The sequence below is a fragment of the Ruegeria sp. AD5 genome (assembly GCF_056542345.1).
Genome location: NZ_JBQFZR010000001.1, coordinates 241,117 through 257,803, shown reverse-complemented (window position 1 = coordinate 257,803; position 16,687 = coordinate 241,117). Strand labels below are relative to the sequence as shown.

18 protein-coding genes are annotated in these 16,687 nt (G+C 57.5%); 4 read left to right on the top strand and 14 right to left on the bottom strand.

Going from position 1 to position 16,687, the window contains the following annotated elements:
- Positions 1-15: 15 nt before the first annotated feature.
- The 10 genes from ACR0JG_RS01275 to ACR0JG_RS01230 form a co-directional block, all read right to left on the bottom strand.
- Entirely contained in the window at positions 16-1,602 is a 1,587-nt protein-coding gene (locus ACR0JG_RS01275; RefSeq protein WP_170392257.1) for an ABC transporter substrate-binding protein, read from the bottom strand.
- Between the two features lie 334 nt (positions 1,603-1,936).
- The gene (locus ACR0JG_RS01270; RefSeq protein ID WP_480567277.1) at positions 1,937-3,040 is read right to left on the bottom strand and encodes a glycerate kinase type-2 family protein; all 1,104 of its coding nucleotides are present in this window, start codon (positions 3,038-3,040) and stop codon (positions 1,937-1,939) included.
- Positions 3,040-3,477, bottom strand: coding sequence for a D-aminoacyl-tRNA deacylase (gene dtd, locus ACR0JG_RS01265; RefSeq protein ID WP_170594645.1), 438 nt, complete (start codon positions 3,475-3,477; stop codon positions 3,040-3,042). Before dtd ends, ACR0JG_RS01270 begins: the two co-directional genes overlap by 1 nt.
- Before the next feature lie 22 nt (positions 3,478-3,499).
- On the bottom strand, positions 3,500-4,168 hold the full coding sequence (locus ACR0JG_RS01260; protein ID WP_170625233.1) for a nitroreductase: 669 nt from the start codon (positions 4,166-4,168) through the stop codon (positions 3,500-3,502).
- Between the two features lie 63 nt (positions 4,169-4,231).
- Positions 4,232-5,323: a TFIIB-type zinc finger domain-containing protein gene (locus ACR0JG_RS01255; RefSeq protein ID WP_480567276.1), complete on the bottom strand. Its 1,092-nt coding sequence runs from the start codon at positions 5,321-5,323 to the stop codon at positions 4,232-4,234.
- Positions 5,324-5,358: 35 nt separating this feature from the next.
- Positions 5,359-6,507: an SPFH domain-containing protein gene (locus tag ACR0JG_RS01250; protein WP_480567274.1), complete on the bottom strand. Its 1,149-nt coding sequence runs from the start codon at positions 6,505-6,507 to the stop codon at positions 5,359-5,361.
- A 22-nt stretch (positions 6,508-6,529) separates the two neighbouring features.
- Positions 6,530-7,501, bottom strand: a complete 972-nt coding sequence (locus tag ACR0JG_RS01245; RefSeq protein ID WP_480567273.1) for a DUF2927 domain-containing protein — start codon at positions 7,499-7,501, stop codon at positions 6,530-6,532.
- Positions 7,501-8,691: a toxic anion resistance protein gene (locus ACR0JG_RS01240; RefSeq protein ID WP_480567271.1), complete on the bottom strand. Its 1,191-nt coding sequence runs from the start codon at positions 8,689-8,691 to the stop codon at positions 7,501-7,503. The genes ACR0JG_RS01245 and ACR0JG_RS01240 overlap by 1 nt, the downstream gene beginning before the upstream one ends.
- 29 nt (positions 8,692-8,720) lie before the next feature.
- Positions 8,721-9,635 (bottom strand): 5-bromo-4-chloroindolyl phosphate hydrolysis family protein, encoded by a 915-nt coding sequence (locus tag ACR0JG_RS01235; protein ID WP_170661886.1) that lies wholly within the window; start codon positions 9,633-9,635, stop codon positions 8,721-8,723.
- Between the two features lie 175 nt (positions 9,636-9,810).
- Complete coding sequence (locus ACR0JG_RS01230; protein ID WP_480444218.1) at positions 9,811-10,626, bottom strand: pseudouridine synthase; 816 nt, start codon at positions 10,624-10,626, stop codon at positions 9,811-9,813.
- Between the two features lie 61 nt (positions 10,627-10,687).
- On the opposite strand from ACR0JG_RS01230, the gene ACR0JG_RS01225 reads away from it, so the two are divergent.
- On the top strand, positions 10,688-11,140 hold the full coding sequence (locus ACR0JG_RS01225) for a nucleoside deaminase (protein WP_170392237.1): 453 nt from the start codon (positions 10,688-10,690) through the stop codon (positions 11,138-11,140).
- Here the strand turns inward: ACR0JG_RS01225 and ACR0JG_RS01220 are convergent.
- Positions 11,137-12,303 carry a M24 family metallopeptidase gene (locus ACR0JG_RS01220; RefSeq protein WP_480567269.1) on the bottom strand — a complete coding sequence of 389 codons (1,167 nt, stop codon included), beginning with the start codon at positions 12,301-12,303 and terminating at the stop codon, positions 11,137-11,139. The genes ACR0JG_RS01225 and ACR0JG_RS01220 overlap by 4 nt on opposite strands.
- Entirely contained in the window at positions 12,303-12,995 is a 693-nt protein-coding gene (locus tag ACR0JG_RS01215; RefSeq protein WP_480567268.1) for a metal-dependent hydrolase, read from the bottom strand. The genes ACR0JG_RS01220 and ACR0JG_RS01215 overlap by 1 nt, the downstream gene beginning before the upstream one ends.
- A 57-nt stretch (positions 12,996-13,052) precedes the next feature.
- Here ACR0JG_RS01215 and ACR0JG_RS01210 point away from each other — a divergent pair, with 57 nt between their 5' ends.
- The gene (locus ACR0JG_RS01210; RefSeq protein ID WP_170401615.1) at positions 13,053-13,736 is read left to right on the top strand and encodes a ceramidase domain-containing protein; all 684 of its coding nucleotides are present in this window, start codon (positions 13,053-13,055) and stop codon (positions 13,734-13,736) included.
- A gap of 30 nt (positions 13,737-13,766) precedes the next feature.
- Here ACR0JG_RS01210 and ACR0JG_RS01205 read toward each other — a convergent pair whose 3' ends face one another.
- Entirely contained in the window at positions 13,767-14,330 is a 564-nt protein-coding gene (locus ACR0JG_RS01205) for a DUF4202 domain-containing protein (protein ID WP_170732966.1), read from the bottom strand.
- A gap of 154 nt (positions 14,331-14,484) precedes the next feature.
- Positions 14,485-14,643, bottom strand: a complete 159-nt coding sequence (locus ACR0JG_RS01200; protein WP_170401611.1) for a hypothetical protein — start codon at positions 14,641-14,643, stop codon at positions 14,485-14,487.
- A gap of 224 nt (positions 14,644-14,867) precedes the next feature.
- Here ACR0JG_RS01200 and gatC point away from each other — a divergent pair, with 224 nt between their 5' ends.
- Together gatC and gatA are read left to right on the top strand one after the other, a co-directional pair.
- Entirely contained in the window at positions 14,868-15,155 is a 288-nt protein-coding gene (gene gatC, locus ACR0JG_RS01195) for an Asp-tRNA(Asn)/Glu-tRNA(Gln) amidotransferase subunit GatC (protein ID WP_170392224.1), read from the top strand.
- Positions 15,156-15,158: 3 nt separating this feature from the next.
- A complete protein-coding gene (gatA, locus tag ACR0JG_RS01190; protein WP_480567266.1) occupies positions 15,159-16,646 on the top strand; it encodes an Asp-tRNA(Asn)/Glu-tRNA(Gln) amidotransferase subunit GatA in 1,488 nt (495 codons plus the stop codon).
- The last annotated feature ends 41 nt before the right edge of the window (positions 16,647-16,687 follow it).

Here is a 16,687-nt window from a genome sequence, read left to right as displayed (position 1 = left end):
TATCCGTAGCCCGTTTTAGACGAACCACATTTTGCGGGATATGTTGCCGTTCATCATCTCTTGCGTCGGGTCAGATTCCCATCCATCCAGCTGGTTGCTGACGCCTTCGACAAAGTCGTTGAACATCGGGCAGATCAGGCCGCCTTCGTTGCGGACCATTTGACCCATCTGGCTGTAGATGGCTTTGCGTTTCTCAGGGTCGAGTTCCGCCTTTGCCGCGAACAATAAGTCGTCAAACGCCTGAACCTTAAACCTCGTGTCATTCCAGTCTGCGGTCGACAGATATGCAGTCGAGTACATCTGGTCCTGAACCGGACGGCCGCCCCAGTAAGACGCACAGAAGGGTTGAACGTTCCAAACCTCGGACCAGTAGCCATCATTGGGCTCACGCTTGATTTCAAGCGGAATTCCAGCCTGTGCAGCAGTCTGCTGGAACAGAGCAGCAGCATCTACAGCACCTGGGAACGCACCATCGGCAACGCGCAAAATAATCGGAGAGCCATCATGTCCAGATTTCTTATAGTGCTCTGCAGCCTTTTCAACGCTGAATTCGCGCTGTTCGATGGTTTCATCAAACAATGGATAGGCTGAATTGATCGGCATATCATTCCCGATCGAGCCATAGCCGCGCAGAACTTTGTCAACCAATTCCGCGCGGTTGATGGCGTACTTCAGTGCGGTGCGCAGTTCATTGTTATCAAACGGAGCCGTGTCGCAATGCATGATGAAGACATAGTGACCGCGACCAGCGGTTGAATGCACCGTCAGGTTAGGCGCACGGCCCAACAGGTCGGCAACTTTGGGTTCAACGCGGTTGACGGCGTGGACCTGTCCGGACTGCAGTGCAGCGGTCCGTGCCGTCGCATCGTTGATCACAACAACTTCTACGCTGTCAAAATTGCCGAAATCGCTGTTCCAGTGGTTTTCGTTCTTGGTGAACAAGTGGCGGACGCCGGGTTCGTCCACTTCTAGTTTGTACGGGCCGGTGCCGATACCTGCCGCCGGATTATCCATGCCGCCATCGGGCTGAATGATGAGGTGATAGTCGGCCATCAGATACGGCAGGTCGGCGTTCGGCTCGGTCAGTGTGACCTGGAAATTATCTCCATCGGCCTTCATCGACTCGATGCCTTTCATGATGCCCAAGGCACCTGATTTGGAATCTTCGTTCGAGTGGCGCTGCATAGTTTTCAGCACGTCTTCGCTGGTCATGGTCTTGCCGTTGTGGAACTCGACCCCTTGACGCAGCTTGAACGTCCAAACTTTCGCGTCTGCACTTCCTTCGACGCTTTCAGCCAGGCGCGGTTCGATGGTTCCGTCGGGCGCCACTTCGACCAGTTGGTCTCCGAACTGCTTGCCGTTCTGGAACGGGACTGAGCTTGCGTAGGTTGCCGGATCAAGTGAGTTGGTCGATTCACCACCCTGCAAACCGAATTTCAGATCGCCGCCCTTTTTCGGACCAGCGGCACGTGCCGCATCGGCAAACATAGTGCTTGCCATTGCGGCCGAGACACCCAGTGCCGCTGCTTTACCCATGAATTCACGGCGGGTCAGCTTTCCAGCTGTGACCTGCTTTGACATGTGAGTGAGTTGTTCGTTCATCCAGATTTCTCCCAGTTGATAGGATGTTCAGCCCGTTGGCGGGCTTTTTATTGACGCATGAGTCAACTTAGGTGCAATTCAGGGCAGCGGGCAAGTGCAAATCTCTTGAAATAATGGGGAGGTTCCGCCTTTGATCGCGCCAGATGATCTTGTTATGAGCCTTTGGAAATCCAAAACCCCTTATTCCTAACTACTTACTCTGACCTGAACAAATTATCCGATAGTTGCCTGGTCAGTTTTGCATGAACTTTCGTTCCACAGATCAAACGCCATTCCGGCCTTTAAGTGATTCTATCTGGTGGGTTTTTCGGATGGGCGGAGTCAGGGTCTAGGATCAGTTTTTTATTGCAACAATCAGATCCATTACGTTTGTTCCTGTGGGTCCCGTGACCAACAGCGCCCCCGCCTTGTCGAGGAAACTGCCGCTATCTGCATTGTCCAGATACGCTTGCGCCTTATCAGACCAAGTGTCACCGGTAACGATGGCGCCTGCTGCATCTGTTGGCCCGTCGGTGCCATCTGTTCCTCCGACGATGACGGTCAAATCAGATTGCCCTGCGATTTCGCGCGCAAGTGCCAGAGCAAGGGCCTGATTACGCCCACCGCGCCCTGGCGCATCAGGTAGGACCACGGTTGGTTCGCCGCCAAATACCATGGCGCCCTTGGGCATATTTCGCAGCCGATCTCCTAATTTGGCTGCAACCGAGAGATAGTCATCGTGCATCGCTTCTTCGTTGTCGAGGACCTTGATGCCTGAGTTCTCAGCCGCAAATGCTGCGGCGTCGCGCGCGTGTGCATTTGATGCGATTATAGCGGTGTGGGCAGAAAACTCCGGTTCGTCGGGCAATGACCCGATACCGGAGCCAATAACACCCAGATCATCGCCCGGGACGTCCGAGATCGCCAGAACGGTCACGCTTTTCCCCGAGAATGCCGACAACAAACCGCCGCCCTTGATCCGGGACAGCTTGCGCCGTTCCGTGTTCATTGCGCCGATGTCGAGGCCTTCACTCAGCAGTCTTTGGTTGAGGGCCTCAAGATCATCCAATGTCGCACCGGCCAAGAGGTCCTCGGCAAGCGAAGAAGCCCCTCCCGAAACTAGCAAAAGCAGCTTGCTGTTGGGTTTCATCGCCTCAACCGTTTCGCGCAATGCCTGCCCACCCTTCAGACTGCGGGCATCGGGAACCGGGTGTGCAGCTTCAATCACCACAATATGCTTAGGCAGGTCGTGGCCATGGCCATCCTTGGTAACTACCAGAGTGGGCACTGGGCCAAACCGTTCGACGGCGGCACGGGCCATGGCACCTGCGGCTTTTCCAACGGCCAATATCTGATCTGGGGCTTCGATCGCCTGAGTGGCCTCCAGCGTTGCGCGATATCCATCAACCGCCGCCACACCTGCGCGCCAAATGTCCTGTGCCTTTTGCGAACTCTGCATCAGCTTTCCATCCAAATTGTGACTGGTCCGTCATTGACCAACTCTACCGCCATGTCAGCTCCGAACGCACCTGTCTCAACCGGAATGCCCCGCGATGAAAGGTTGTGTACAAACGCCTCGTAGAGGTGTTCGCCCTCAGCCGCCGGGGCGGCCCCGGAAAACCCAGGCCTGTTTCCACGCGATGTGTCAGCTGCCAAGGTGAACTGGCTGACCACCAGGGCCGAGCCCTCAATGTCCAATATCGACCGGTTCATCTTTCCCGCGTCGTCCTTGAAGATACGGAGCTTTGCGATCTTTTCAGCCAATTGATCAGCTTGTTTCTCTCCATCCCCCTGCATCGCACAAACCAGAATCATCAATCCGGGGCCCGATCGCCCGATGACTGTTCCATCGACTTTGACCGAGGCACTGGAAATTCTTTGAAGTAAGGCGCGCATCTGCAGGTCCTGTATTTTATTGCTATTCGTGCCAATCGATCACTTCATCCAGCGCGGCACGTTCCGTTCTGAACGCGTTCGCCGGGTGATCCATATCCGCATATCCGAACGAAATCGCGCACAGAATTAAGCGATCTTCTGATATCCCGAAATAACGGTGAAGAAATGTGCCATGGGCCGCTACCGCTGCCTGCGGGATACAAGCCACACCCAGGGCCTGCGCCGCCAGTGAAAATGCGGTCACGAAGCCACCACAATCCATCGCGCCGTAAGGGCCCAGTTCAGCAGGGCTGGACAGTATGGCGCAATGTGGGGCGCCGAACAGAGCATAGTTTTCCATCATCTGTTGCGCCGAGGCCCTGCGATCACCTTTTTCGATACCAACCGCTTTGTAGAGGGCCCAGCCACAGGCGCGACGGCGCTCTTGATAAACACCGGAATAGCCGGTTGGAAAGGGTAGGTCCGGAGCAGGCGCAACGTGCGAAGCTTCGTGTTGCAACGCGTCCCGAAACTGGTCTGTCTCGGCCCCGCTTGTGATGACGACCTGCCAGGGTTGGGCGTTGCACCAGCTTGGAACACGCGCAGCACTGGCGACGATCTGTTCAATCTGTTCGCGCGGCACCAGGTCCGTGCGAAAGGCACGGCAAGAAAAACGATCGGCCAAGAGCGCGTTCAGAGCGTCAAGGTGCAATTCAACATCTCCTTTCAGGCATGCCGAGGAGTAGGTTCCAAGAGCGTGCTCTGCTTATCAGCGTTATTGTTGTCCAGTTGCCACCAGATACCCGACGCCGGCCGCAACGAGAAGGCCCAGAACCACGGCGATCGTAATCTTGATTGCGGACCAGGGACGCTCACCCTGAACGCGGCCAGTCCGGCCATTGACCACAAAACGATAGGTCTGGCCGCGGTATTTGTAGGCCGCCATCCAAACCGGCAGGAGGATGTGTTTGAATGTAACATCGCGAACTTCGGTGTCGACAGCGTGAATGCGCTGACGATCGCCTCCGATATCGAACCGTACGTCACGCTCGATCACCCGTGCCATATGCGCGCGGGCCTCTTGATAACCTTCTCGCAGTTCGACCGTGTATGCCTCGGCGCGGAAACCGGCCAGATATTCCGGCTGGTATGGCTCAAGCGCAGGCAGGTCCCATGGCTCCAGCGCATCGGTATAGGATTTGGGCAGCGATTGTGATGCCAACACCAGAACATCGTCAAAGAACCGTGCAACCCGTCCGGATTTTGGCGTCCAGCGCACTTTGGGAACCTGTTGCTGCACGCGCTTTCCATCGCGCATGACGGTTCGGGTTTCGTAATACACCACACCGCGTTCCCCACGATAGCTCGACTTGGTATCAGCGTCGAAGGTCCAATACGGGACATAAATGCCCTGCATCTTGCGTCCCTTTCGGGCGTATTCCTTCAACCCGTTGGGTGCAAACCACAGTCGGCCCAGCCAATCCCCCATTGCCTTGTGGGCCGAGCGTTCATCCAGTGCAAACGGCAACACTCCGCGGGGTTTGATATGGCGGCTAACGCCTGTATCGGTCACTACCGGAGTGGCACAGAACGGGCACTCCGCAGCATGGGTGTTCGGATCAAACTCAACCTGAGCCGCGCAGTTCGGACAGGTCAGAACACGGGTTTCTTCAATCTCGCTGTCAGGCAAGCGATCCGCGATGGCGGCGTCGAAATCCAGCTCTCGCAGACTCGCACCACCCCATGGGCCAGCACCGATCGTTCTGGTGTTGCCACAATGATCGCAGGTCAGCGTTCCGTCACCGGGTTTGAACCGATAATCCGCCCCGCATTGGTCACAGGGGAAACGGTGTTCGTCTTTCGCCATGACAGAACCTCGAAATCAGGTTACCAAATGTCAGATCACGCGCCCGGAGGCGGCGGCGGTAAAATCGTGAACAGCTGCGCCAACTCCTGCACGTCGCCTGCCTTCTTCCAGCCGTCCTGTCCGGCGGTCCAAACGTGGGTCTCGCGCGTTATCTCACCATCGGTCGCCATTCGGCCCATCTTGGCCTTGGAAAACGGCCCGCTGGTCTGGCCATCCTCCGCTATATGCCACACGTGCTCGACGGGTGGCGGGGGTGGCGGTGCCGCAGGCGCTGCGGCTTGCGGGGCAGCGGGGGCGGAACCGCCCCAAGGGCCGCTTGGTTGACCCGCTGCCATGTTCGACATCTGCTGTGCCATCGCCATGCCCATTCCCATGCCAAGACCCGCTCCCATGCCGCCACCCTGGCCAGGGTTGTTGGCTGCCGCAGTCATCGCTTCGGCTGCGGAATACTGCGTGAATTTACCCAGATCGCCCGCCAACCCCATCGATGTGCGCTTGTCCAGCGCGGCCTCGACCGCTGGTGGCAGCGAGATGTTCTCGATGTAGAACTCGGGCATGCTCAAACCATACCCGTCCAGCACCGGCGACACCTCGGCGGCAATCAGTTTGCCCAGATCGGCAGTGTTCGCCGCCATATCGAGAACTGGAATGCCCGAGCCTGCGATGACGCGGCTGAATTCCTGCACGATGATGTTTCTGATCTGAAAGCTGATCTCGTCCATGGTGAATTCACCATCGGTGCCTACGATCTCTACTAGGAATTTCGCCGGGTCCTTGACCCGCACTGTATAGGTGCCGAAGGCCCGGATGCGTGTTGGTCCAAACTCGGGATCGCGCAGCATGATCGGGTTCTTGGTGCCCCATTTCAGGTCATTGAACCGGGTCGTGTTAACGAAGTAAATTTCAGACTTGAACGGAGACTGAAAGCCGTGATCCCAATGCTGCAGCGTCGTCATGATCGGCATGTTGTTTGTCTCAAGCATGTAGAGACCTGGGGTGAAGACATCCGCCAACTGCCCCTCATGCACAAAGACCGCCGCTTGACCTTCGCGCACGGTCAGCTTGGCGCCGTATTTGATCTCGTGTCCTTCACGCTCGAACCGCCAGACCATGGTGTCGCGCGTATCGTCGACCCAGTGGATGACATCTATGAATTCACCGGTCAGAAAATCAAAAATTCCCATTGGATTTCTCCTGTCTTCGGGGTCAGAGCGACTGCCCCATCAATTCGCGTGCAATGATACGGACCACTGGCCGCGCTTCGTCAGCTGTCATGCCAGGCTTGAGGCGCGGGTCGTATAGAATGGTTAGTAGTTTTTCATCATGGCTTGTGAGCAGGGCGAACTCGTCGTCATCGTTGAAGATTGATGGCCGGGCAGACGGGCTGTCATTCGGCAGCCCCAATCCCTGAGCGATCTCTTCGTGGACGCAACTCAGGCGCACCAGATCGGGATGTTCCGCCCGGATCAAGGCAACAGCCCGGGTATATGTCTGTGGCGCGCTGTTCGACGCCGAAGCGAATACAAAGCAATAGAAAGAGCGTGGCAGTTTGTCGAAGAGGTCAAGTTGTGCCTGCCCTATGCCCGGGATCAGTTGTCGCAGCCGGGCTTGCACATAAGCGGTATCATCTTCACCCGCCACGAATACGTGGAAATTTGCATTCCGGGTGGTGGTTGAGACCGGGTGTCCAGTGAGCCGCGACAAGCGGTTGGCGTAGGCGTCAATTCGGGCGGTCTCTTGCTGGCGGACTTCAGGTGCAACCGATGGACCAAACTCGGGCTTTATGCGAACCGGCGAAGACCAGCGACTAAGCTGTCGGCTGGTGCGACTGCTGCCGCTGGCAACGGCTTGCCCCGGATATTCATTATAAAACGCTATGGTCTCAAAGTTCCGAGCCAGATCATCGGCATCATAGGGCGTATCAGGGCCACCGCCATCGGTTCTCAGCAACCCGCGCGTCAGCAAGTTGTTTTGTACGCTTTCATAGTATCGCGCGAGATCAAGGCTCGCTGGTGAGGGCGCTTGATATGCATTGCTCAGGCCTTGCGGCTGGGCAGGTTGAGGTTCAGGAGCGATCGTCGTCGTCAATGTCTCATCGCAGCCAGCAAATGCCAGCAGCGACAAGCCCAATACTGCAATCTTAGCGCGATGAAATGGCCGCACGCCCGCTGTTTCCATTATCCGGGAACAGCCGTTCCGGCATTGTCGCCGATCCCGTCCTGTCGCGCCTTGGCCGAGGCGAGCGTATCGCGCAATTCGGCCTCCATCTTCTTCAGTTCTTCCTCGGCTGCGGCGCGTTTGGCCTTGCCTTCGTCTGCAATGACGAGGCTTTCGTTGATGGTGCCGATCAGGTCTGCATTGGCTTGTTTGACGGCTTCGATATCGAAGACGCCACGCTCCATCTCTTCGCGGATCATTTTGTTGGATTCGCGCAAGTTGGCGGCGTTCGAGGTCAGCAATTCATTGGTCAGATCATTGGCATCACGTACGGCAGCGGCGGCCTCGGCACTGCGCTGTATGGTGACAGCTTGTGCCAGCTGGGTTTCCCAGAGCGGTACTGTGTTGACGAGGGTCGAGTTGATCTTGGTCACCAGCGACTTGTCATTTTCCTGCACCAGACGGATGGAGGGCAGCGATTGCATCGTCACCTGACGGGTAAGCTTCAGGTCGTGGACCCGGCGTTCCAGATCATCGCGCGCGGCACGCAAGTCGCGCAATTCCTGCGCTTTCATCACCTGTTGGTCTTCGGGCGCGGCCTGAACCTCGGCCTCTTTTTCAGGAATGTCGTGGCTGTCCAGCTCGGTCAGCTTCTCCTCTCCCGCTGCGATGTACAGTGCGAGTTCGTCGTAGAACTCCAGCGTTTTTTCGTACAGCAGATCCAAAGACTTGATATCTTTCAGCAGTGTATGCTCATGCCCCAGAAGATCATCAGTGATCCGGTCGATCTGGCTTTGAACGTCTTCATACTGCGCTGTGAACTTGGCAAAGGGCGCGGCGCGGCCCAGTAGTTTTTCCCACCAGCTACGCTCGCGACGTACATCGAGTTCGCTGACTGAAAATCCGCGGATCGTTGTTACGATATTGCGAAGGCTGTCACCCGCCGGGCCCACATCCTTGTTGCGCACGTCGGCCAGCATGGCCTGACTGATCTCTTGCAGTTCTGCCTGTGCTGAAGACCCAAAGGACACGATCGAGTTTGTGTCGCCCATGTCGATCTCACCCATCCGCTTGCGGATCTCGGCACCAACCGGTTCGTCGGCCTCTTCCAACGGGACAATCTCGGCCTGCGGCTCGGGGAGGGCTACGGCGGTGACTTCCTGCACCAGCGTTTCAGCCTCGACTGCCTTGTTTTTAATCTCATCGGACATGGGGTAATCCTCGCTTACATAAAAGCCGGTCAGTCCAACCGGACGCCTTCGCGCTGCAGCCGGTCGCGCAGCACATCAATTTCAACCGTCAGATCACTGCGGTCATCCAATAGCATCTTTCGCGTCCGCGCCGCGAAATTCTGTTCAAGATCGTCCAGCAGGGCCGAGTAATCCGCCAGCGCCTGCGCATCGCGGGTACGGGCATAAACGTCCGAAAACTTCACCGTCGCATCGCGCGCGCCCTGCAAATAAACAGTTAGATATTTCCGGGCACCAGCCAGATCGCGCGGGTCTTCCTCGACCGTGCGAAACAGATCGCGGGCTGTATCCTGAAAGCGTTCGACCCGCGCTTCGATCCGGCGGTCACCTGCGCGTTTTATTGCATCTGTCATTTGGGTCAGATTGGTTTCGGCGTCCTCGACCACGCGTGCGACACGGTCCTGCTGGAAGGTGTCGACACCCTCCATTCCTTTGTCCTTCATTGGGTCGAGGCCGAAGGAAACCGAATGTAGAACCGTTGCAGCGGCGCCAAACAGGATGGGGGCCAGCAGGCTTACCTGTGATGCTGTTTCGGCGTCCAGAAATTCGGTCCGGTATGAGGCTAGCGCCGCCCCCAAACCGGTCAGAACGCTGGAAAATATCTTGCGGGGAAACGCAGGTCTGCGTGCGGTGCGGCGGGCGTTGTAAGCGGATTCGGCCCTTAAACCTTCGCGCAGCAGAAACGCGGCAGCGGTCAGTAGCCCTGCCGCAACCAGGCCTATGGTCATTCCGATCGCGCCATCGTTCAGAGACAGAAACACCAGTGGTATCGCCGGGACAAACAGGATGTTCGCGCGTGCACCTGCCGGTTCGACACGGGCACCATCGAATTGGCCACGCGATGGCTGATCCTGCGAGGAAACATCGCCTTCTGGGCTGAATTTGCCGCCGTACCGTTTGGCCATTTCGCTACAGGCCCCCCAACAGACCGGTGCAGACGCCGAACAACAGCACCAACAGGGCCGCATAGGCCAATTTTTGTAATCCGGTCCCGGACATGGCGCCCCCCAACTGTGACCATCAGGGAAAATTTAGGCGATACGAGGGCTTGGCGCTAGGGGGAAGGTTGAATAACCCGCGTCACTTGCGAGGTTTCTTGCCGATTGCTGGTCTTTTGCGCTGCGGTCGAGCAGGGCGTTTGGCCGGGGGTATTCCGCTATCCTCAGCATCCAGCCCCAGTTGGTCGCGCATGACACGGCGGCGGATTTCTTCAACCTCGCCGGGTTTCAGGTTGCCCAGTTGGAATGGGCCGTAAGAAACCCGCAAAAGCCTGTTCACCACATAACCGATATCTTCGATAGCGCGGCGGATTTCGCGATTCTTGCCTTCGCGCAGGCCGATGGTCAGCCAAGCGTTCGCGCCCTGTTGACGGTCCAGTGTCACGGTCATGGGTTGAAACCGCTCACCATCGATTACCAGGCCTTTGCGCAGCGGTTCGAAATCCTCGTCTTTGGGGCGTCCATTTACCCGCACCCGGTATTTGCGTAGCCATCCAGTTGAGGGCAGTTCCAGCTTGCGCTTGATGCCGCCATCATTAGTCAGCAGTAGCAATCCTTCCGAGTTCAAATCGAGTCGCCCGACGCTCATGACCCGGGGCATATCCTCGGGCAGGTCGTCAAAAATCGTCTTGCGGCCTTTTTCGTCACGCGCCGTCGTCACCAGTCCTGGTGGCTTGTGATAGAGCCACAGGCGTGATGGCTCGGGCTCGGATACTGGTTTGCCATCGACGGTAATCCTGTCCTTGGCGGTTACGTTCAGCGCAGGGCTGTTGATCGCCTTGCCATTCACGGTCACACGTCCGGCTTCGATCATGCGTTCAGCTTCGCGGCGCGAGGCGACACCGGCGCGGGCCAGCACTTTGGCGATCCGGTCGCCGGGAGGAGGGGTATTGGTCATCCTCCGGCCATAACCCATCCCGGCGGCTTGCGAAAGACGGGTTTCTGAGGCAGTCAGAGGCATGAAGTTCAGATCCCACATGAAACAGGCGCTGGAACAGGCACAGGCGGCAGCAGACCGAGGTGAAGTGCCGGTCGGCGCGGTGATCGTCGCGCCCGACGGGCAGGTGGTGGCCGCAGATGGGAACCGCACCCGCGAGTTGAATGACCCCACTGCCCATGCTGAGATTCTGGCTCTGCGCGCCGCATGTGCCGCGGCCGGGTCCGAGCGTTTACCCGATCATGATCTTTACGTAACCCTTGAGCCTTGTGCCATGTGCGCCGCAGCGCTGGCCGCAGCCCGCATCCGGCGCATCTACTACGGCGCTTCCGATCCGAAATCTGGCGGTGTCGCACATGGCGCGCGGGTGTTTTCGCACCCACAGGCCCACCATCGACCCGAAGTCTATGACGGCATTGCCGCCGAAGAGGCTGCCGCGCTGCTGAAACGCTTCTTCGCGACGCAGCGCGGTTAAGTTATTACGACCATCTCACGTGGGATATCAGCCAGAGGCTTGCCCCCATCTGACGTCACCACAAAGCTTTCGGTAATCGCCAGTCCCCAGTCTGGGGTCCAGAGGCCGGGCATTAGGTGAAAGGTCATATTCTCTTGCAATTCCGTCGTGTCACCGGGTCGCAGGCTCATGGTGCGCTCGCCCCAGTCGGGCGGATAGCTGAGCCCGATGGGATAGCCGGTGCGGTTGGCTTTGACATACCCCGCGCGGGCGAAACTGTCATAGACACAAGCCGCGACCTCTTCGCAGGTGATGCCAGGGCGTGCGGCGGTCATTGTGTCGTCGATAGCGATTAGAACGGCGGCTTCGGCCCGGCGGATATCATCCGGGGGATCACCCAGAAAAAGGCTGCGACTGGCGGGGCAGTGATAGCGTCGATAGCAGCCTGAGATTTCGAAATAGGTCGCCTCATCCCGCGCCAGAGGTCGGTCGTTCCAAGTAATGTGCGAGGCAGAAGCCTCACGACCGGAGGGTGCAATCGGCACGATAGCAGGGTAATCTCCGGCTAGGCCGGGCAGTCCGGCGATGCCTGCCGCCTGCACTTCGGCGACAAGTTGGTTTTTGGGCAATCCTTCGCGATATGCGTCACGCAGAACACCGTGCATATGTGCGGTCAGCTGACCCGCCTTGCGCATCATTGCGATCTCGGCATCGCTTTTTACGGCGCGCTTCCAATTCACAAGCCCTGTGGCATCAATCAATGCACCGAAGGCGCGTTCGAGGATGCGGTGACTGGCGGCTGAGTAATAATAGTTATCCATCTCCACGCCGATACCAGAGGTCCAGCCGCGATCCCGCAACGCAAGGACGAGCGCGTCGACCGGATGGTGGTCCGGGTGTTGCACATGCTCTTCGGGCCAGTCCAGCAGGTCCATCTGGTCCAGCCAGGTGGTCTGCGCAGCCCCCGCCTTGTCCTGCGTTCTGCCCCACCAAAGGGGCGATCCGCTGGCGGGCAGGATGACCATCTGCGGTACGTAAAAGCTCCAACCGTCATAACCGGTGAGCCACGCCATGTTCGATGGGTCCGTGATCAACAAGGTCTCGATACCCTGTTGATCCATCGCAGAACGGGTCTTGTGAATGCGGTCAGCGTATTCCTGCGCGCTGAAATCCGACGCGGGCATCAGAGAGAAATCGCCTGCATGACCTCGGACTCGATTACATCGACACCGGGTAACCCGTCAGCCAATTCCTGAGCCGATTGCGCGAGAATCGGAAAGGTCTTGTAATGGCACGGGATCACTGTCTTGAAATTGAAATACCGCTTGGCAGCATAGGCAGTGCCCTTCATGTCCATGGTAAAGTGGCCGCCTGCCGAAAGGATGCCGATATCGGGTTTGTAATAATCACCCATCCACTCCATGTCGGCCATAATGTCGGTATCGCCAGAGAAATAGAGCATACGGTCCTCGGACGCGATCATATAGCCGACCTCGGTTCCACCCGTGCGAAGACCATCAGGCGTCGAGAAGGTCGAGCTGTGCGACGCAGGCACCATCGTTAATTTGACACCGTTTAGGTCAACAGTGCCACCCTTGTTGAATCCGACCGTTTCAATACCTTCAGCCTCGGCCCAGTAGCCCATCAGGTCGTATTGCCCGACCACGGGCACGTTTAGATGTTTGGCCAGCGGCAGCACATCGACGACATGATCGAAATGAGTATGAGTCAGCAGGATATGCGTCGCGCCCGCAACGGCTGCGTCATGCTGATCTTCGGGCAAAGACGGGTTGCCCGTCAGCCAGGGATCGATCAATAGAACTTGTCCTGCTGTTTCGATGCGAAAGCTGCCATGTCCCAGCCAAATGATATCCATAGAGAATCCTCCCATTTTCCGCTTGGAGTTAGCCTAGCATCGGCTATGTAAAAATCTATGGATTGGACGCAGTATGTTGATGGATATTGTGAGAGGCTCTCACCCGCGTATTGGGCCGAGCCGATAAACGCGATTACCAATGCGGCCTTTCTTATTGCTGCATTTGTGATGTGGCAAAGGGCGCGCGGGCGGGGCGCACCTTTGGCGATGGCTTTGGTTGTCATATTGGCGATGATCGGAATTGGCAGCTATCTGTTCCATACCCATGCGCAGGTTTGGGCGGCGATCTTGGATGTGACGCCAATTCTGCTGTACATCCTCGTTTACATCTACGCAGTGAATCGCGATGTCTGGCGGCTGAGCAACAGATACGCGCTGGGTTTGACCGCGCTGTTCTTTCCATACGTGGCGCTGACGATCCCGCTATTCCAGTTGGTGCCTGGGCTTGGTGGCTCGGCGGCATACGCCCCAGTTCCTCTATTGATTCTGATTTATGCGGTCCTGTTGCGCCGGAAAGCCCCGGACACTGCGCGTGGGCTGACAATAGGAGCAACTGTCCTGATCACCTCGATCACCTTTCGATCACTGGACACTCCAATTTGCGGGTATCTGCCAACGGGGACGCATTTTATGTGGCACATTCTGAATGCAGTTATGCTGGGCTGGATGATTGAGGTTTATCTGCGGGCGATCCGAAATCCACCTGCCGGAGCTGCGGTGGCTGCAGGATCAGGACATTGATCAGAACCACCGAAGCATCATCCTGATTGGTTAATCCCTGAACGCAGCAGCCAAAGCCTCGGGCAGATCAAATTCAGCCAATACGCGCGCGCGGCCTTCGGCTGACATCTTGAAAGCCGTTTTTTTAACAATGCGCTGGATTTTTTCGGCGGAGTGCTTGGCGGCAAAAGGTTCAAAGTACCATTTCAGAAAAACGAAACAGATCACGTCCTCAAGCGCCTGTACCTCGGCATTGCGCTTGATCCCCTGTTTGCGCAGCATTTGCCCGACGGCTTCTATATCGTCCGCACCATATTCAGCCTGTTCCATGAATCCTTGCACAACGTCAGCGTGATATACGCCTTGCGCCTTCCTCCAGGCCAGATACCCTGCACGTCCTTCGGGGTATTCAGTGCGCTTTAGCTTCCAGCGTTCGACATGCTGACCACGTGCGGCGATCTGTAAAGCATCCGACGCATCGGGAAATAGCCGATCCAGCTCGGTGCTCATGCGTTGGCCATAAAGCAGCTCGACCGGCTGGCCGTCCTCTATATTAGGGTCTTGCGCATTTGCTGCGTCAATTGCGTCCAGAACGGTTTGCTTGCGTGTGCTCATTCTCTGCTCCGTTAGCTCGCCTGAACTGCACCTGACGGGTGGTTCGGCGTTTGATCCAAGACCATGCTAACGAGTTGTTGGAATGGGTGCAGCAGTCAATTGTAAAAAGCGCCGGATCGGGAGGGGGCGTACCGATCCGGCGCGCAGGTCAGGGTTATTTGCCTGCCTGGGTGTGGTCCCTCGTCACGGGCTCCGAAACAGGCGCGGGGAAGCTAAGGTTTCGGGTCAGATTGTTCATATCGATACCCAAAGCCAGGGCGGGCGAGGTCAGAACCAGAGCGGACAATATGAAGGCGGGAAGAAGGGTTTTCATGAGGTGTCTCCGATTTCTCGTTGCGTCACGATATTGAGGTGAACTGTTCGGTTCATTTTTTCAATGGCAAAACTGAACTAATCGGTTTACTTATTTGAATATCAGCCATTCAAATATGCATGGCAGCTGGCGATATTGGGTTTGAATCCCCGTCTGCCGCCTGTCGCTCTTGCGAGTGTTGCGGCAGGCAGGTAAACGCCCCCTAACGTAGATGAGGGTTTCCGATGTCGATTGACCAAAGCACCGCCGCCAAGGTGGCCAAACTGGCCCGGATCAAGGTCGAGGATGATGCGCTGCCTGCGCTGGCGTCCGAGTTCAACAATATCCTCGGGTTTATCGAGCAACTGAACGAAGTGGATGTCGAAGGCGTCGAGCCGATGGTCTCGGTCGAGCCGATGCGCCTGAAGCGTCGTCAGGACGTGGTCACCGATGGAAACCAGCAGGACAAGGTCCTATCCAACGCCCCCGATGCGCGCGAAGGGTTCTTCGCTGTTCCAAAAGTTGTGGAGTAAGTCATGAGCGAACTGAACAAATTGGGCCTGGCCGAGGCCCGCGACGCGCTGCGTGCCAAAGATGTCACGTCCGTTGAACTGACCGAGGCTTGCCTCAAGGCGATTGACGACGCCGACGCGCTCAACGCCTTTGTCCACAAAACGCCCGAGATCGCGCTGGAGCGCGCCAAGGCGGCGGATGAGCGGATCAAAGGCGGCGACGCGCCCTCGATGTGCGGCCTGCCGATCGGTATCAAGGACCTGTTTTGCACTAAGGGCGTGCCCTCGCAAGCGGCCTCGAAAATTCTCGAGGGGTTCAAGCCCGAATACGAATCCACCGTGTCGCAACAATTGGCGGATGCTGGTGCTGTGATGCTGGGCAAGCTGAACATGGACGAGTTCGCGATGGGTTCGTCTAATGAAACATCCGTTTACGGCAATGCGGTCAGCCCGTGGCGGCGCGGCAATGACGATGCACAGCTGACACCCGGCGGCTCGTCCGGTGGCTCAGCCTCGGCTGTCTCGGCTGACCTGTGTCTGGCCGCGACCGGTACCGATACCGGCGGTTCGATCCGCCAGCCTGCTGCCTTTGTCGGCATCACCGGCATCAAACCCACCTATGGCCGTTGCTCGCGTTGGGGTATTGTGGCCTTTGCGTCTTCGTTGGATCAGGCGGGACCGATGACCAAGAACGTCCGTGACGCAGCGATCATGCTGGAAACCATGTGCGGTCATGACCCCAAGGATTCCACCAGCGCCGAGCTGGCCGTGCCAAACTTCGAGGCGATGTTGACCGGCGATATCAAAGGCAAGAAAATCGGTATCCCGAAGGAATACCGCATGGACGGCATGCCTGCCGAGATTGAAAAGCTTTGGGCCGATGGCACCGCTATGCTGAAAGACGCAGGCGCCGAAATCGTCGATATCTCGCTGCCGCATACTAAATACGCGCTGCCTGCCTATTACGTGATTGCTCCTGCCGAGGCGTCGTCGAACCTCGCCCGCTATGACGGTGTCCGGTATGGCCGCCGAGCGCAGTTGGCTCAAGGCGATGGCATCACCGAGATGTACGAAAAGACCCGCGCCGAAGGCTTCGGTCATGAGGTCCAGCGCCGGGTGATGATCGGCACCTACGTGCTGTCTGCAGGCTTCTATGACGCCTACTACAACCGCGCCCGCAAGGTCCGCACCCTGATCAAGAAGGACTTCGAACATGTCTTTGCCGCAGGCGTTGATGCGATCCTGACCCCGGCAACGCCGTCGGCCTCGTTCGGTCTGGGCGAGATGACCGAGGCTGATCCTGTTCAGATGTACCTGAACGATGTGTTCACCGTGACAGTGAACCTCGCTGGCCTGCCCGGTATTTCGGTGCCTGCCGGTCTGGACAAACAGGGCCTTCCGTTGGGTCTGCAGCTGATCGGCCGTCCGTGGGAGGAAGGCGATCTGCTCAACACCGCCTACGCGCTAGAGAGCGCGGCTGGGTTTGTGGCCAAGCCCGGAAAATGGTGGTAATCCTCAAACCTGACACGGCAATAAAGAACCGGAGCAGTCAA

Bases quoted from the DNA above. Each gene is read 5' to 3' on its own strand.
- ACR0JG_RS01275 (WP_170392257.1), bottom strand. From the start codon at position 1,602: ATGAACGAACAACTCACTCACATGTCAAAGCAGGTCACAGCTGGAAAG.
- ACR0JG_RS01270 (WP_480567277.1), bottom strand. From the start codon at position 3,040: ATGCAGAGTTCGCAAAAGGCACAGGACATTTGGCGCGCAGGTGTGGCG.
- dtd (WP_170594645.1), bottom strand. From the start codon at position 3,477: ATGCGCGCCTTACTTCAAAGAATTTCCAGTGCCTCGGTCAAAGTCGAT.
- ACR0JG_RS01255 (WP_480567276.1), bottom strand. From the start codon at position 5,323: ATGGCGAAAGACGAACACCGTTTCCCCTGTGACCAATGCGGGGCGGAT.
- ACR0JG_RS01250 (WP_480567274.1), bottom strand. From the start codon at position 6,507: ATGGGAATTTTTGATTTTCTGACCGGTGAATTCATAGATGTCATCCAC.
- ACR0JG_RS01245 (WP_480567273.1), bottom strand. From the start codon at position 7,501: ATGGAAACAGCGGGCGTGCGGCCATTTCATCGCGCTAAGATTGCAGTA.
- ACR0JG_RS01240 (WP_480567271.1), bottom strand. From the start codon at position 8,691: ATGTCCGATGAGATTAAAAACAAGGCAGTCGAGGCTGAAACGCTGGTG.
- ACR0JG_RS01235 (WP_170661886.1), bottom strand. From the start codon at position 9,635: ATGGCCAAACGGTACGGCGGCAAATTCAGCCCAGAAGGCGATGTTTCC.
- ACR0JG_RS01230 (WP_480444218.1), bottom strand. From the start codon at position 10,626: ATGACCAATACCCCTCCTCCCGGCGACCGGATCGCCAAAGTGCTGGCC.
- ACR0JG_RS01225 (WP_170392237.1), top strand. From the start codon at position 10,688: ATGAAGTTCAGATCCCACATGAAACAGGCGCTGGAACAGGCACAGGCG.
- ACR0JG_RS01220 (WP_480567269.1), bottom strand. From the start codon at position 12,303: ATGCCCGCGTCGGATTTCAGCGCGCAGGAATACGCTGACCGCATTCAC.
- ACR0JG_RS01215 (WP_480567268.1), bottom strand. From the start codon at position 12,995: ATGGATATCATTTGGCTGGGACATGGCAGCTTTCGCATCGAAACAGCA.
- ACR0JG_RS01210 (WP_170401615.1), top strand. From the start codon at position 13,053: ATGGATTGGACGCAGTATGTTGATGGATATTGTGAGAGGCTCTCACCC.
- ACR0JG_RS01205 (WP_170732966.1), bottom strand. From the start codon at position 14,330: ATGAGCACACGCAAGCAAACCGTTCTGGACGCAATTGACGCAGCAAAT.
- ACR0JG_RS01200 (WP_170401611.1), bottom strand. From the start codon at position 14,643: ATGAAAACCCTTCTTCCCGCCTTCATATTGTCCGCTCTGGTTCTGACC.
- gatC (WP_170392224.1), top strand. From the start codon at position 14,868: ATGTCGATTGACCAAAGCACCGCCGCCAAGGTGGCCAAACTGGCCCGG.
- gatA (WP_480567266.1), top strand. From the start codon at position 15,159: ATGAGCGAACTGAACAAATTGGGCCTGGCCGAGGCCCGCGACGCGCTG.